General features: G+C 46.1%; 15 protein-coding genes and 1 tRNA gene. 9 read left to right on the top strand and 7 right to left on the bottom strand.

Annotated features, from left to right (window positions below; genetic code table 11):
* Positions 1 to 292 precede the first annotated feature (292 nt).
* From QUA40_RS05200 to QUA40_RS05190, 3 genes are all read right to left on the bottom strand, one after another.
* The gene (locus QUA40_RS05200) at positions 293 to 709 is read right to left on the bottom strand and encodes a helix-turn-helix domain-containing protein (protein WP_333122392.1); all 417 of its coding nucleotides are present in this window, start codon (positions 707 to 709) and stop codon (positions 293 to 295) included.
* A gap of 225 nt (positions 710 to 934) precedes the next feature.
* Positions 935 to 1111, bottom strand: coding sequence for a hypothetical protein (locus tag QUA40_RS05195; RefSeq protein WP_333122389.1), 177 nt, complete (start codon positions 1109 to 1111; stop codon positions 935 to 937).
* Between the two features lie 108 nt (positions 1112 to 1219).
* Positions 1220 to 1609 (bottom strand): AbrB family transcriptional regulator, encoded by a 390-nt coding sequence (locus QUA40_RS05190; protein ID WP_333060228.1) that lies wholly within the window; start codon positions 1607 to 1609, stop codon positions 1220 to 1222.
* Positions 1610 to 1874: 265 nt separating this feature from the next.
* Here QUA40_RS05190 and QUA40_RS05185 point away from each other — a divergent pair, with 265 nt between their 5' ends.
* From QUA40_RS05185 to pyrR, 4 genes are all read left to right on the top strand, one after another.
* Complete coding sequence (locus QUA40_RS05185) at positions 1875 to 2318, top strand: Rrf2 family transcriptional regulator (protein ID WP_333122386.1); 444 nt, start codon at positions 1875 to 1877, stop codon at positions 2316 to 2318.
* A 37-nt stretch (positions 2319 to 2355) separates the two neighbouring features.
* A complete protein-coding gene (locus QUA40_RS05180; RefSeq protein WP_333122384.1) occupies positions 2356 to 2757 on the top strand; it encodes a GFA family protein in 402 nt (133 codons plus the stop codon).
* 108 nt (positions 2758 to 2865) lie between these two features.
* On the top strand, positions 2866 to 3945 hold the full coding sequence (gene cbiB / locus QUA40_RS05175) for an adenosylcobinamide-phosphate synthase CbiB (RefSeq protein ID WP_333122403.1): 1080 nt from the start codon (positions 2866 to 2868) through the stop codon (positions 3943 to 3945).
* Positions 3946 to 4307: 362 nt separating this feature from the next.
* Positions 4308 to 4841 carry a bifunctional pyr operon transcriptional regulator/uracil phosphoribosyltransferase PyrR gene (gene pyrR / locus QUA40_RS05170; RefSeq protein ID WP_333122383.1) on the top strand — a complete coding sequence of 178 codons (534 nt, stop codon included), beginning with the start codon at positions 4308 to 4310 and terminating at the stop codon, positions 4839 to 4841.
* Between the two features lie 248 nt (positions 4842 to 5089).
* Here pyrR and QUA40_RS05165 read toward each other — a convergent pair.
* A tRNA-Ile gene (locus QUA40_RS05165) sits at positions 5090 to 5162 on the bottom strand.
* 185 nt (positions 5163 to 5347) lie between these two features.
* On the opposite strand from QUA40_RS05165, the gene QUA40_RS05160 reads away from it, so the two are divergent.
* Positions 5348 to 6040, top strand: a complete 693-nt coding sequence (locus QUA40_RS05160) for a hypothetical protein (protein ID WP_333122380.1) — start codon at positions 5348 to 5350, stop codon at positions 6038 to 6040.
* Between the two features lie 115 nt (positions 6041 to 6155).
* Positions 6156 to 7586, top strand: a complete 1431-nt coding sequence (locus tag QUA40_RS05155; RefSeq protein WP_333122400.1) for a hemolysin family protein — start codon at positions 6156 to 6158, stop codon at positions 7584 to 7586.
* An 88-nt stretch (positions 7587 to 7674) separates the two neighbouring features.
* Here the strand turns inward: QUA40_RS05155 and QUA40_RS05150 are convergent, their stop codons facing one another.
* From QUA40_RS05150 to QUA40_RS05140, 3 genes are all read right to left on the bottom strand, one after another.
* Positions 7675 to 8793: a DUF6745 domain-containing protein gene (locus tag QUA40_RS05150; protein ID WP_333122378.1), complete on the bottom strand. Its 1119-nt coding sequence runs from the start codon at positions 8791 to 8793 to the stop codon at positions 7675 to 7677.
* A gap of 84 nt (positions 8794 to 8877) precedes the next feature.
* Complete coding sequence (gene queC / locus QUA40_RS05145) at positions 8878 to 9552, bottom strand: 7-cyano-7-deazaguanine synthase QueC (RefSeq protein ID WP_333122375.1); 675 nt, start codon at positions 9550 to 9552, stop codon at positions 8878 to 8880.
* Positions 9553 to 9740: 188 nt separating this feature from the next.
* Complete coding sequence (locus QUA40_RS05140; protein ID WP_333122372.1) at positions 9741 to 11069, bottom strand: cytosine deaminase; 1329 nt, start codon at positions 11067 to 11069, stop codon at positions 9741 to 9743.
* 318 nt (positions 11070 to 11387) lie between these two features.
* Here QUA40_RS05140 and QUA40_RS05135 point away from each other — a divergent pair, with 318 nt between their 5' ends.
* The 3 genes from QUA40_RS05135 (at position 11388) to QUA40_RS05125 (ending at position 15107) form a co-directional block, all read left to right on the top strand.
* Positions 11388 to 12197: a class I SAM-dependent methyltransferase gene (locus tag QUA40_RS05135; RefSeq protein ID WP_333122369.1), complete on the top strand. Its 810-nt coding sequence runs from the start codon at positions 11388 to 11390 to the stop codon at positions 12195 to 12197.
* A 390-nt stretch (positions 12198 to 12587) separates the two neighbouring features.
* Positions 12588 to 13496, top strand: coding sequence for a class I SAM-dependent methyltransferase (locus tag QUA40_RS05130; RefSeq protein ID WP_333122367.1), 909 nt, complete (start codon positions 12588 to 12590; stop codon positions 13494 to 13496).
* A gap of 363 nt (positions 13497 to 13859) precedes the next feature.
* Positions 13860 to 15107, top strand: a complete 1248-nt coding sequence (locus tag QUA40_RS05125) for a GTP cyclohydrolase II (protein ID WP_333122364.1) — start codon at positions 13860 to 13862, stop codon at positions 15105 to 15107.
* The last annotated feature ends 15 nt before the right edge of the window (positions 15108 to 15122 follow it).

The raw sequence follows: 15122 nt of genomic DNA, 5'->3' as shown, positions 1-15122 counted from the left end.
TTTAAGTGGGCTTTTAGCTGTTGTTGGTCTGATGGTGTCATTTTATTTACCTCATCTTTATTTGACGATTTTACTAGGTTTTTCATTTTAACTCTTTTGTGACACATTCGCAAAAGTGAGATGCACCCGGCTTTAGTCCGAGACGATGCTCATCCATTTCCCACACTTCTACTGCTGCTAGTGGATGCTGCTGTTGAATTCGTTTAGCTTGCGTTCGCAGTTTTTTTTCCAAGCTTCTTGGACTTCAAGGTCAGCTAGGTCGTGTTCAGGTCTCGGTATCCGTAACCGAAACTCACGCCGAACGTAGATAGTCCCAACCCCTTTGTACGCTGATTGGACGGTCAAGTAAATTACCTATCCACTCAGCAACTTTACGACTGTTCCATAATCCTCCATCAGCGGGAGGAGCTTGTAAAATTTGCAAAAGTTGTGCTTGTTCTACAACAGAGAGTAAAGGTGGAGTGCCCGGATGTTGATGACGTTGGTCTTTCAACCCCTTAGCACCTAATTGATTGTAGCGACGAACTAAGCGATATATACAGTTACGGCAGTAACCCGTGACATCCGCGACATCTTCTGTCTCTCGTCCAGTTGCCAAAAGCCAAATTATTTGGTAGCGCGTCCGTTCAATTGGATCTGACGCTTGACGATAAAGTTTAGACAACTCCGAGGGGGTTTGATGGGGTTCCAACTTTAGGCGTTTAGGCATAAATTGTCCTCATTGCATTCTTGATGCTCTTTCAGTATATCATTCCGGTGCAACCGGAATTGATATGAATGATGAAGATCGTGCTTTCGAGCTTCGCTACAGTTGCATTCTTTTTTTAAACTGGTATGACGCACTGTTAGCTGAGAATACCTCCGCCATTTTCTTACTTTGGTGGGTTTCCTAGCTCAACCAAACCTAATTCTTCGTTCAACCCTCTTCGGTTCATCAATTACATCCGTTAAATCCCGTACACAATTGGCTGCCGAACTTCTCTTCAACAACTATGCGGAAAATCCCCCGCTTGTCCAAACGGATATAGCGAGGGGCGAGAATAGGTATTCCCGGAAAATATAAAGCGGTGGCAGTGGCTTTTGTCGAGCCATTGCCATCTATAGAAGCCATACTGTTTTAGGCTCACAGAAAGATTTCAGAGCCAATTCTCTGCTTGCAGTCAATACTTGAAGTCAAACCAACCAGTTCAAGCAAGAAGTCAAAGCAAGTCGTAAAGGCCTAGGCTACTTCTTCTTCTCGATCAATTTGGCGCAGGTGAATGTGCTTGCGTCCCAGAGAGATTTCAAATTCATCTCCTGGCTGGAGTTCCATCTGTTTGGTGTAGGCCGCTCCAATCAGTAAGTTGCCGTTAGATTGAACGCTAATCCGATAGCTGGCAGAGCGTCCGCCGCGTCCATTGCCGTTTTGCTTCCCGTCTAGCTGAATGCCTTCTGCATCAATCAGCGCATTCAGGAATTTCATCATGTTGACCCGTTCTACGCCGTTCTTGGTAACGGTGTAGTAGCCACAGGCTCTAGCTTTTTCTTCCTTGGTAAGGTTCTCTAGGTCTTTGACCTTTTTGATCAGATCTTCGCCTTCAAGGGGTTCGATATTTTTCTTTTTAGCCATTTACTGAGTCCTGAAATATTCAACTGGTGTACGGATTTTTTCTCGGTTGGTTTTTGGTTTGACCAAGAAACTTTAGCTTTATAGCTGGTCGTAAAACCATATTACACCGATCGGCTCAATTGTTAACCACTATTATCTAAATATTTTTAACAACCTGCAGTCTTTCTTAAGGAGTAGCTGCCGTCGGTGCGAGCAATCTCTAAACTCGGTAGCATAAGCTATCAGCTATCAGCTAGCTGAATATTTGCCCCGCTCTTAAAATCCCATGAAGTTAACCACACGCGGACACTACAGTGTCAAAGCATTACTGGATCTAAGTTTGCAACCTCGCTTTGGCCCGACATCGGTGAAATCGATAGCGAAGCGACAGGAGTTACCTGCTCCGTATCTAGAAAAATTGCTGATTGAAATGCGACGAGCCGGTTTAGTCCAATCTGTTCGGGGTTCCCAAGGAGGATATCAATTAGCCCGCCAGCCAGCTCAAATCTCTTTAGGACAAATCTTAGAGGCTGTAGGTGAAACTATTGAACCTTTACCTCGACATTTTCCAGACGCGACGCAAGCAGAGGACTGGGTAACATTCAGTTTGTGGAACCGATTGCACAAAAAACTTGCCGAAGCGCTGTACACTATTTCCCTCGAAGACTTATACTATGATGTCCGCAGTTGGCAAGCGGCTCTTGGGGAAGAAACTAGCTTTATCATTTAAATGGTAAGTTCATTCATTCGATCGCCAGCAAACACACATGGACACAACACTTGTTACCTACTTTGGTGGCTGTCACTGCGGAGCTGTCCGCTTCCGTGTCGGCGTTGACAAACACGAAGCATCTGATTGCAACTGCTCTATCTGTAAAAAGAAGGGATTTTTGCACCTCATTGTGCCGCCGGAACGTTTTACCTTGCTCAGTGGCGAAGATGTTTTGACCACCTATACATTTAATACAGGAACTGCTCAACATACTTTCTGCCGAATTTGCGGCATTCACTCGTTCTATCGCCCCCGATCGCATCCCGATCATTTCGATGTCAACGTCCGCTGTCTTGACTCAGATGCCCTCAAAAACTTTCAGATCCTACCCTTTGACGGTGTTAATTGGGAGGAGAACGTACACTTGCTCCGCGACGAAAGTAATCTCAGCAGTTAAAATTGCAGCTAAAGAATCAAAGTCCGCAAGGGTAGGAGTAGTTAAAACCTGCGCTACCATTGGGAGCGCTCCTGTTTGGCCGGACTATCAAGTTTGACACAATATATAATGATGCCGGATGAATTTCCTGTTTTGATTTTAGCTGCGGTGTTGGATTATTCGATCGGCGATCCTTGGGGTTGGCCACATCCGGTGCAGGCGATGGGTTGGGCGATCGAGCGCTATACTCGACTTGTCTTTAATATATGGAATAATCCCCCAGGCAAAATGCCTGAAGCAGAGGATCGTCCCGCTGGCGAGTCGCACAAACTGCTGCTACGATGTGCTGGTACAATACTAGCGATCGGGCTGATTGTAGGCAGTTATACTGTCAGTTGGTCGATCGTCCAAGCTGCTAGTTGGGTGCATCCTCTTTTAGGTATTGCCATACAGACCATTTTGCTGGCAAGCTGTTTTGCAGGTCGCAGTTTGAGGGCGGCAGCAGAGGATGTGCTAGCACCTTTAAATGTTGGAGATTTAGTCAAGGCGCGAGAAAGGTTGAGTCTTTACGTCGGCCGGGATACCGAAAACTTATCCGAGCCAGAAATTCTGCGAGCATTGTTAGAAACTGTAACAGAGAATGCAGTCGATGGTGTGACAGCACCGCTATTTTATGCCTTACTTGGGTTCGCTCTGCCACATCTATTATTAAGTGTTACCGCTTCCCTGATCGATCCTAACTCGATGTGGGCGAGTGCTATAGTCCCCTTGGCGATCGCTTACAAAGCAGCCAGCACATTAGATTCTACGATCGGCTACAAAGAAGCGCCATACACAGATTTAGGATGGTTTAGCGCCAAACTAGAAGACGTGCTGACGTGGATTCCTTGCCGGCTAACAGTGATTACTTTAGCCGTTATATCGGGCAAACCGATTTACATTTGGCAAATTTGTCAGAGAGATGCTGTTAAAGATGCCAGTCCCAATTCCGGTTGGAGCGAGTGCGTTTACGCCGCCATCTTGGGAGTGCAACTAGGAGGTACTAATTCCTATCGCGGAGTTCTCAAACACAAACCGCTGTTAGGCGAGCCGATTCACCCTATCACAGCGCCGCTAATTTGCCAAGCATTGCAATTAACTCGGTATTGCTTTCTGATTTGGTTGGGACTATCATTGCTTGTTTATAGCTTATTATGTTTGAGCCGGTAACTGCTGACTGCACCCGACCACAGATACAAGCTCTCAACAGGAGTCTGGGAGAGCCAAAAAAGTTTTGACGTTAGTAGTTCCCACCCCCAGATTCATCTATCAAGTCAATCTAAAATCTCAAAGCTCAAATCCCAAATCGTTCCACTCCCAGATTCATAGACGAGCAATTGCACAAATCTTTGATTGATAAATAAACCGCAGATAATGGCAGATAAACACAGATAAACGCAGATATTTTGCGATGGAGAGCGAATGAATGCAAGATGTCTCATTTGTCAAGTCAGTCTAAAATCTAAAATCTAAAATCTAAAATCTAAAATTGTTCGATCCGCCAACAGCCAACAATTAGCTCGCAGCAACCCATGACTAAAATTATCAAAATTTTATCCCCTGATGAAGTGAGGCGCACTCTCACCCGCGTCGCTTCCCAGATTGTCGAAAAATCCGGGAATCCCTCGGAGTTAGTGCTGTTGGGCATTCATAGTAGAGGAGTGCCTTTAGCTCAAATTTTGGCCGATCAAATTGAAGTTCTCGAACAAGTCAAAGTACCCGTGGGCGCTTTGGATATTACGTTTTACCGAGATGACTTGGATCGAGTTGCGATGCGGACACCGGCTAAAACAGAAATTCCTTTCGATTTGACGGGCAAAACTGTGGTGTTGGTAGATGACGTTATATATAAGGGCAGAACGACTCGAGCGGCTTTGAATGCGGTAAATGATTACGGGCGGCCGGAGAAAATTTGGTTGGCGGTATTAGTTGATCGTGGCCACCGAGAAGTACCGATTCAGCCGGATTTTACGGGTAAAAAGTTGCCGACTGCAAAGGAAGAACAAGTTAAGGTTTACGTTCAAGAGCTCGACGGGCGCGACGGAGTGGAGTTAATTAAAGGTTGATATTGTTGACCTTTATCAGAATAATAATTTTCCGAGTGCAGTGCGAGCTTAACAGATTGCGATCGACCAAATTTCTAGTTGGCGATCGCACTTACGAAATCACAAACCTACTTTATTCGGATATTTTTCGTTACTGGTCGCAAATTTTTCGTAGAAACCCGGTTTCTAGCCGCAATCCTTCCAAAACTGGTATCTGGGAAGAAACCTGGTTTTTAGCCAGAGCGTGGAGCGTCGTGATTGATTTTAAATCGGCAGTGCAGGAGTTGAACCTGCCTGGGGCGAATTATGAGTTCGCTGCCTAAACCGCTCGGCCAACTGCCGTTAAATCGATTTGTTCGATCTAACTAAAAATGAATGATAACATAATTTCTCAGTCCGTGCTAGAACTAGAGAACAAAAATCAAAATCTTTAGATCTGCTGAGTCCCGATCGCCTGTTAGCCGTTGTGCTGAAGCCGATCGACCGGACAAAGCAGTTTCTACGACTCGGCATAAACGTTATAGGCAATGGCAGTGAATTCGACAGTAGTGCTGACTCTAATTCTGCTCGCTCTGATGTTTGGAGCAGGCGTGACGAGTTCTGTTTGGGGATTTACTATAGGTCGCGAAGCCTTGAAAGGAACGACTCAACCCGATATTCGCCCCAGCAACAATGCTGGTAGCGGCAAGCAGGGAACTCAGGCTAGCAAAGACCAAGTAAGCATTTTGAAAGAAAAAGACATTCTCACAACCGTCAAAGCGCGGGTAGAAGGTCGCGATCCAGACAAAACAACGGCCGGGGCAAATACTAAAGCAGACAAGGCAAGCTCTAAACCAGCCACGGCCAAAAAACCGGCCGCGCCAAATGCCAGCGCCAAGTTCCCTCTGAACAGTCGCGACGGGGGAATAACCTTGGAAGTGAGCGCGGCCAGTCAGCGCAACAATTCCATGCTGCTAGACGTGAGCATGAAAAATGAAGGCTCCCAAGCTGTGAGGTTTCTCTACAGTTTCTTGAACGTCACTGACGATCGTGGCCGGGCCCTGAGCGCGACTGCCGAAGATTTGCCGTCGGAACTCCCCCCCAACGGGCAGGTGTTTTACGGTACGGTGAGTATTCCCACAGCTTTGCTGGAAAATGCTAAGGAAGTTTCGTTGACGCTGACAGATTATCCAGGTCAAAAACTTCAGTTGCAAATATCTGGCATTCCAGTGGCGAAGTAAAACAAAAGGAGCAAAACCTCCAAAGGGATTCTCACGTTTGATCGAGAAAGTTTTTTTAGGGAGCATTGTGTCACTTTTAGGGGCGAGAGTGCAGGAGATATCTGATTTACCCGCGATGAGTTGGACAGAGGTGCTGTCGCGGTTGCTGTCAGTGCTGTTGCTGATTGCGATTAATGCTTTTTTTGTGGCGGCTGAGTTTTCGATGGTGACGGTACGCCGATCGCGCATCAATCAGTTAGTAGAGGCTGGCGACATTGCAGCTCTAACTGTGCAATCTTTGCAGCAAAGTATTGAGCGATTGCTCTCGACAATGCAGTTGGGAATCACTCTTTCTAGTTTAGCTCTGGGCTGGATTGGGGAAGAGACGATCGCCGTGCTAGTCCGAATGTCGATCGGCTATTTGCCACTGCCAATTTACATCAAGTCTGCGATCGCCCATTCTTTTAGCATACCAATAGTAACTTTTTTGTTGCTAGCTTACCTGCAAATCGTACTGGGCGAACTCTTTCCCAAATCTGTAGCGTTGCTGCATTCCGAACAGCTAGCCAGAAGTTTAGGGCCTCCGAGTTTATTGATTGCCCGTTTGTTCAAGCCCTTTGTGTCGCTTCTCAATCAATCTACTCGATCGCTTTTGCGGTTTGCGGGCATCGAATACGATCTAAGACATCGGCCGGTTACTCCCGAAGAACTGCAATTAATTATAGCTACTTCCAGCGAATCCAGCGGCTTGGAAGCAGAAAAGCGAGAATTGCTCAACAACGTGTTTGAATTTGGCGAAGTTTGGGTAGAAGAAGTAATGGTGCCGAGGCCGAACATTATCGCACTTCCGAAGACGGCTACCTTTCAAACTTTGCTCGACGAAATGGCAATTTCCAACCATTCCCGCTATCCCGTGACGGGAGATTCTTTAGACGATATTATTGGCATTATTGGTTTCAAACAACTTGCGAAACCCTTAGCTGAAGGTTTGCTATCTCCCGACACGGAAATTGTAACTTGGATGCGTTCGGTGAGGTTTGTGCCGGAGATGATGCTGCTGGGGGAACTGCTGCCTTTGATGCAGAGTTCGTCGGAAGAAATTGCGATCGTCGTCGATGAATTTGGCGGCATTTCCGGGTTAGTGACGCTGAGTGATTTGATTGCGGAAATTATCGGCCGCAGCTACGAGTCGCCCGACAGTAAAGAAATTGCTTTGCAAGTATTGGACGATCGCACTTTTTTAGTGCAAGCGCAGTTAAATGTAGATGATGTGAATCAAATATTGAATTTGGATTTACCAGTAACTGACGAATATCAGACAATTGGAGGTTTTCTGAGTTATCAGTTGCAAAGAATGCCGGCTGTTGGGGAAGTTTGGTGCAGCGAAAATGCGGAACTTACGGTGGTTTCTGTGTGCGGGTCGCGGTTGGATCAAATTCAAATTCAGTTGCTGGATGGGGCTGCGCGCGATCGAACTTTGGGTGAAGTTGCAGCAGCGGATGGGGAATTTGTGGGCAAAGGGCGATCGAATAACGGGTTGAGAGGTGTGGCGAAATTTTCTAGTTGAGATTTTGATTTAAAGGCCGAGTATCGAGATTAAGAACAAAGTGTAGAGAGTGAATGAGTCAAAATACTTAATTTCTCTTTATAATAACTTAAGTTTGGAGGGAAAACTCTTCTGGATCGATTCCCCAATTTACCCAACTAATTGCCTCTCTTGCGGATGTAATGTCAGGGGGAACTCGAAGTGCATGAATGTATCTGGTGCTAGGACAAGTCATGTTTAATAAGTGCATATGCTTTTCCTCCTCATAACCCCATGCACCCTCAAAAATCTCCATTATATCAATTTTGAGTAACGTGTATTCTTGCCAAGAGTCTAATTCAGTTGCTTGTAACTCTTGACATATTCTAGCGTAACCAATGCCTTGAATTAAAACTCGTTTTACTTCTGCATTTCTCTCTGATAAAAGCCAATCTGCACGCCATTGAGAAGGATGCTGTTTTCCGTATAGTTCCGGCACTCTCACCCCATTAACTGCATACACTTTGAAGCCATCTTTAAACAGAATAGCTGGAGAACCTACAGCGTGCAGTCGTTGTTGATTGTCGAAAGAAAGAATTGTAGGACGATCGCAGATAAAGCAAACCCTCTTAAAAGGAACAATCCAGCCACAATACTTGGCTAAAGACTGATATATAGACCATTTTCTTTTATTGTAAGGGCAATTTAACACCGAAATATAAAAATCTAAAAAACTGCCCAAACCAGTTAATATTCCTGATGGAAAGTAATGAGCTAATCTTTCTGATGGAAAGTAGGTAATCGGCTGGTATGCTAGTTGACTTTCTAATTGACGCATCAGTTGCACTTCTAATTCCTGTATCTCTGGATTTAGCAATTCACGGTTCAATCTTCTAACTAATTTACTTTTCAGGTGATGCTTCCCTAAAAGTGTGGTAAGTTGTCTGCGCAGTTGCCAATCCAGTTGCAAATCCAGTTGCCAATCCAGTAGCCCATCCGGTTGCTGCCACGGGTCATTCCAAAACAAACTTTCCATTTGACTAAAAGTAGGATGAAACGACGCATAAGGACTATCGCAAAAAAGGATGAGAGGTGGTTTTTTACCTAACAATGCGTAGGCTGCTGTTACCGCTTCTGCAGCTTTTTGCCGATCGATTGGTTCGGTAGAAAGTGCGATCGCTCTCCATTTCTCCCGATATACCGGAATCAAAGCCTCTTGTTCTGGAGTGAGCCGATCGATTGCATTCATAAGAAACCGGGTTTTTTGTCGCTTCTGCCATCTGTAATGTATTATAGCAAACCCGGTTTTTGACCACCCGTGCGTAAGTAATGTTTAACCGTAAGGCACCGGATCTTTCAACCCCAGTTCCTCAAAAGCAGCCAGCCGCAGCCGACAAGAATCGCAAACACCGCAGGCAGTTTCGCCGCCTGCATAACAAGACCAAGTTTGCTCCCAAGGCACTCCCAACTTGTTGCCTAATTGAATAATTTCTGTTTTTTTAAGTTCGATCAAAGGTGTTATAATATTAATAGCTTCTCCTTTTCTTCCCTGCTTTGTTCCTAACCGAAATACTTCCTGCATGGCTTGGATGTAATCGAGGCGACAGTCGGGATAGCCGGAATAATCTAAAGCGTTGACGCCGATATAAATTCGCTGGGCTTGTAGAGTTTCTGCGTAGGCGAGGGCAAAACTGAGAAAGATGGTATTTCTAGCAGGAACGTAGGTACTGGGGATGTTTTGGGACATTTCTGCCAGATTGCGATCGATCGGCAATTCAATCTCATTATCCGTCAAAGCCGAACCGCCCCAAAGCGTCAGGTCAAAGTTTACTATCTGATGTGCCTTAACACCGGCCGAAAGTGCGATCGCCCTTGCTAATTCCAACTCCCGCCGATGTCTTTGCTGGTAGTCAAAGGAAATCGCGTAACACTCGCAGCCGTCGGCCTTGGCTTGATACAAAACTGTTGAGGAATCCAGCCCTCCCGATAATAAAATAACTGCTTTCACTTAAAACACCCTTGATCGCATCAGCGTTTATATTTATATCAAATCCGTTGCAGATTGACAAGATGGCAACTTTCAAGAATCCGTTGTGAAAGAGATTTTTTTTGAACGAACCGCGAAGACGCAAAGGACACGAAGGAAGAGAAAAGAAGAGAAGAGAAGTAGGGTGCGCCTTACGCACCTTACCTAACTTACAACAAGTCGTCTAGTTCGCGGTAATCGGGCAATGTTGTATCAATTTCTCTACCCTGCCGCAAAACTGTGCGATCGCGCTGCGACCTAGATAACAATTCGCTGAAATTCCGCGCCTTAAATAAAATCAAGTCTGCGGGTAAACCAACTCCTATTCGTCCTAAATTCGGCAATCCCATCAAATCTGCTGGTGTTGTTGTGACTGTTCGCGGCCAATCTTCCCAAGGCCTATCTAAATGGGCTATGCGGACTGACATATTAAAGACTTCCAAAACATCGTGATCGCCAAATCCGTAAAACGGATCGCGACAATTGTCGCTAGCAACTACAACGGGAATTCCTGCTGCTTTTAGTTCGTGCAGCAGCGTCACTCCCCGCCAGCGCGGTGTACGCCCAGATTGTCTGTCTTGCAAATAAAGGTTGCACATCGGTAAGCTGACAATGCCAATATTTGCTGCCTTGACTAATGTCAAAGTTTCTGTTACTAAATCTGGTGGTTGTACGGCTAAACTACAGCAGTGCCCGCAGATTATTTGACCGCTAAATTCATGGCGAATAGCCGTTTTTGCTACTTCCCGCAGTGTTACTGATTCTGGATCGTCGGTTTCGTCGGTGTGGAAGTCGAGGTTTAAACCGCGTTCTTGGGCTAAGCTAAAGACGCGATCGAGTTGTTTGTCTAAATCGGGATTCATGTAGGCGACGCCGCCGAGTATGCCGCCGATTTGGGCAATTTTGTCGGCTAGTTTTTCGCCGGCTGGTGTCAAAAAATAGTCGAGGGAAACTAGGGAAACTGCTTGCAAAATTAGCCGATCGCCCCATTCGGTTTGCAGCGCTTCAAATACTCCCAAACTAACGGTTCCCTGTTCGCCCGCACTGTCGATGTGAGTGCGGATGGCTTTGGTTCCGTGGGCGTAGCTGCACTTGAGGCCAAACTGCATTCGCTGGTAAACATCGTCTGCATTCCAGTTTTTTTCGGCATCAGCGCGTACTGTGTCGATCGCCCTGGCAAAAGTTCCATCGGGATTGGGCGATCGTTCCCAAATGTGGCCTTTGTCTAAATGGGTGTGCATATCCACAAAACAAGGCCAAACTAAGCCGCCCTGCAAATCTACAACTGGGATATCTCCAGAGGAGGATACAGGTTTTGTACCTGCTGGGATAATTTGGGCGATCGTACCCGCTGCAATTTTCACATCCACCAAACACACACCCTCGCCAGTGTGTGTGACGGAGGCCCGATTGGGGTTAAGTGCGATCGATTGCGCCTCAGAGATAGACATCGGCACGCCAGCATTTTTTAGCAAATAAGTAGAGGTACTTGGCAACATTCAATTTATGAGTTAATCTTTAGATTAATACTTCAGCGCCCCCAAAAAATGCGACCAAAAAGCATCGTTAATAGGCGATTGGTGGCATTTGTGCGCCCGGCTACATTCTCAGTATAACCCTGACACGACAAATAGTAGATCCTCACTTTTTAAGTCATCTTACGCAAACAAGCCGATTATCTAGAATACTGAGAATGCAAATAAATCTAGTTGGCGATGATCGCCACAGCAGGCGTACATTCTACCTGCCCAACAAATCGTCAAAAGTTATGGTTGCTCTACAGCCATTAAAAAGTGTACAAATTTAGAAACCCCATCATGCAAAAATACACTAACTGCCCGGTTTGTAGTTCCAAGAATATCAGCTACCAGTACATGGCAGGCACTGCACGCAAACCGAAAGAGCCTCCCAAATGGCCAGTTGACCGATGTGCAGACTGCAGCTTAGTATTCGTGAATCCCCGTCCTACATGGGATGAATTGAGCGATTATTACCCGTCGGGCTGGCAGTGCTATAACACTTACGTCTCTGATGAAGAAGATGTAGTAAAAGAAGCAAAAGAACTCAATGAATACCGACACATTCCCATCCCTGTAGGCAAGCGGTTGTTAGACGTAGGATGCGGCGGAGGTTCTTTTCTTCAAGTCTTCAAAAAACTCGGAGTTGAGGTGGCAGGAATTGAGCCTAGTTCCTCAGCAGCAGCAGCCCGGGAATGCGGTATCGATGTTTTCACAGGCACTGTAGAAGAATACATTGCTAAGAATGGTAGTGACGAAAAGTTTGATGTCATACTTTGTTCCCACGTTTTGGGGGCAACGCCTTTTCCCGTTGAAACACTAGATGGTATGAGGCAGTTGCTGGCACCAAACGGTTACATTTGGGTAGCTGTACCGAATGCTGATAGCGAATACGGGCGCAAGCTGGGCTGGCGCTGGCACAGTACCGATTATCCTTATATATTTGATCAATTACACTCCAAAAACCTTGGGTTTAGCCGGAGAAAAGGCGGGTTTGGTAATTCAGCGAAATTATACCTACTCTTTGCCAGAGTCGCTGATTTATTCGATCTGTTTGTGGCGGCGATATCGCTGGTTTGTACCGCACAAAGTTACCAACTTACTTATTAATGACGAACTGATCAAGCGGAAGACAAAGGAATTGGACTCGCGCAACGAAGGCGAGGCAATTATCATGGAGTTTTGCCATCCTGGAACCTGAGATTAAGCTGTTGAGAGCAAAAATAGTGCATTTAAGATTTAAAATTGACAGCGCAGTTGCTGCTGAAAATCTCAATTTTTTTAATCTAGGTTTAAAATTATACCACTTATTATAAATCTACTGAAAAATAGTTCGTCGTGATGCTAAGAAGTAGTTATAATAAATTACTATATCCCATTAGGCTAAAAATTCGATCGGGAAACCAAGCATCTATTCAGTAAAACTACCTGTAGCCTAAATTTTTCACCAGTCGATCGGTCTATCTTGTAACAGATTGTTAAAATCCTAGAAAAGCTACCATGCTACAACTGAAAAATTGCCCGGTTTGCAATTCACAAAATATCCGTTTCCTCAACCAAGCTGGCACTTCCGATGCCCCTAAAGAACCACTGAAATGGTCGGTTGGCGGCTGTGATGATTGCGGCTTGGGATTTCTCAATCCCCAACCTACATGGGAGGAATTGATTTCATATTATCCCCCAGATTATCTGTGCTACACTACTTCCGTTGAGGATGAGGAACGAGTAGTTGAAGAAGCAAGGCAGCGGGGCGAGTACCGACACATTCCTATCCCTGTAGGCAAGCGGTTGTTGGACGTGGGATGCGGTGGCGGTTCTTTTCTTCAAGTCTTAAAAAAGCTGGGAGTTGAAGTTAAAGGCGTCGATCCTGGGGTATCGGCTACGGCGGCAGCCCGCGATAGCGGACTCGATGTTTTTACAGGCACTTTGGAAGAATATATCGCACAACATGGTACGGATGAAAAGTTTGATGTCATAACCTGTTCTCATGTTTTGATGGCAACACCTTCGCCCACGCAAACACTCGACTGCATGAGGCAGTTGCTGGCACCAAACGGTTATATTTGGGTGGCTGTGCCGAATGCTGATTGCGAATCGGCGCGGCAGCTCGGCTGGCGCTGGCACAGCACTTATTTTCCCCGCAACTTCATACAATTCAGTCCCAAAACTCTGAGTAAAGCTGGAGAACTTGCTGGTTTGGAAATTCGGCGACAGTCCACTTATTCTTTCCCCGAAGCGGTGGGTTATTCGCTTTGTTTGCGGTGGCGCCATCGCTGGTTCATACCGCACAAAATTTCCAGGCGCTTGCTGTCGGAAAACTATCTCAAGCGGGCAGCGCAGGAATTGGACTCGCGCAACGAAGGTGAGGCAATTTTCATGGAATTCTGTCACCCTCAAAGCCGGAATTAAGGCGTTTTGAGCAAAAATATTCGACTTGAAATTTGAGATTTGAGATTTGAGATTGGCTGCACGTCGGCGACCCAGAATCTCAAATCTTTTTTTTTCGCTTTTGTTAAAACTTCAAAGTTGGCGTTTGGCAGTTGTGCTGTCTTTGGTGTTGGCTATACTGCCCAAGATTTAACTCAGGACTTATATCAAATCCGAGGAAAACCTCCTGTTATCCTGAAACCCAAGCCGAGAAAGGGTTGTGTGTGTGTAGCGCGATTGTGTCAACCCTTGAGGTATGTACTGTTGGTATGATGAATCACTGTTTCAGATTGCGATTCGGCTTACAACCAACAGCAACGTCTATAGCAAGAGCCAAAAACAACTGTGTCAAAACCCAAGCATATAGTTTTAACATCCCATCCCCACAGATCCGGCACAAAATCTCATCCCATTTACTGGGGAGAAATCGATCCCCTGAAACGGGGGCCTGTGATTGGTAGCCTCACCAAATCGTCTCACCGGAATGCGATCGGCACTCATTCGGGTTCCTACTCTGTTTATCGCGCGCTAGCAGTTGCTTCCGGCGCACTCCAAGCAGATCACCGCCCCGATTTTACCAACACCTCTCCGGCCGCACACATCGGGCCGCACCCGAGTTGGGGCGATCCCAATTTGATTGTTTCTCTCGATCCCTTTGGGGGTTTGGTCAGCGAAATTTATACTTCATTTTTACAGCAGGGATATGATATTCGACCGACGATTGCTGTCACTAAAGCTCACATTAATATGCCGGAATTGCAAGATGCCATCGCTAAGGGACGAGTGCAAATTGATGGCAAAATAGTCAAAGCAGGTGGCAATTTAGCAGTAACTAAAATTGCGATCGACCCGGTTTGGTATTTGCCGGGAATTGCTAGGCGGATCGGCGCCCAAGAAAGCTTCCTCCGCCGTGTTCTGTTCGAGCAAACAGGGGGAATGTTCTCGGATTTAGTGACGCGGCCGGACTTACACGTTTTCTTGCCACCAATTGGCGGAACTACGGTTTATATTATTGGCGATGTCGCGAATATTTCTGACCCGGATAAGCAGTTGGCGGTACGGGTACACGATGAATGCAACGGTTCTGATGTCTTCAGTTCGGATATCTGCACTTGCCGCCCTTATTTGGTACATGGGATGGAAATTTGCATCCAAACGGCACAATCCGGCGGTTCTGGGGTAATTGTTTACTTCCGCAAGGAAGGGAGAGCTTTGGGGGAAGTGACTAAGTTTTTGGTGTACAATGCCAGAAAACGGCAGGAAGGCGGCGATCGAGCTGATGCCTATTTTGCTCGAACTGAATGCGTTGCGGGAGTTCAAGATATGCGGTTTCAAGAACTAATGCCCGACGTGCTGCACTGGTTGGGGATCTCTCGAATTGACAGTTTAGTTTCTATGAGCGATATGAAATACAATGCGATTATCAATTCTGGCATTCAGGTGGTCGATCGTATCCCCATTCCTGAAGATTGGATTCCAGCAGACGCACAAGTCGAAATCGTCGCCAAAAAAGCCGCTGGCTACTACACGCCAGACCCTGTGCCAGATGCTACAATTCTTGCAGAAGCGATCGGACGCGATTTAGGAGATTGAGAGGGCAAAGACGCG

This window comes from Microcoleus sp. Pol11C3 (genome assembly GCF_036701485.1).
GTDB lineage: Bacteria > Cyanobacteriota > Cyanobacteriia > Cyanobacteriales > Microcoleaceae > Microcoleus.
This window is presented reverse-complemented; position numbering and strand designations above follow the sequence as displayed.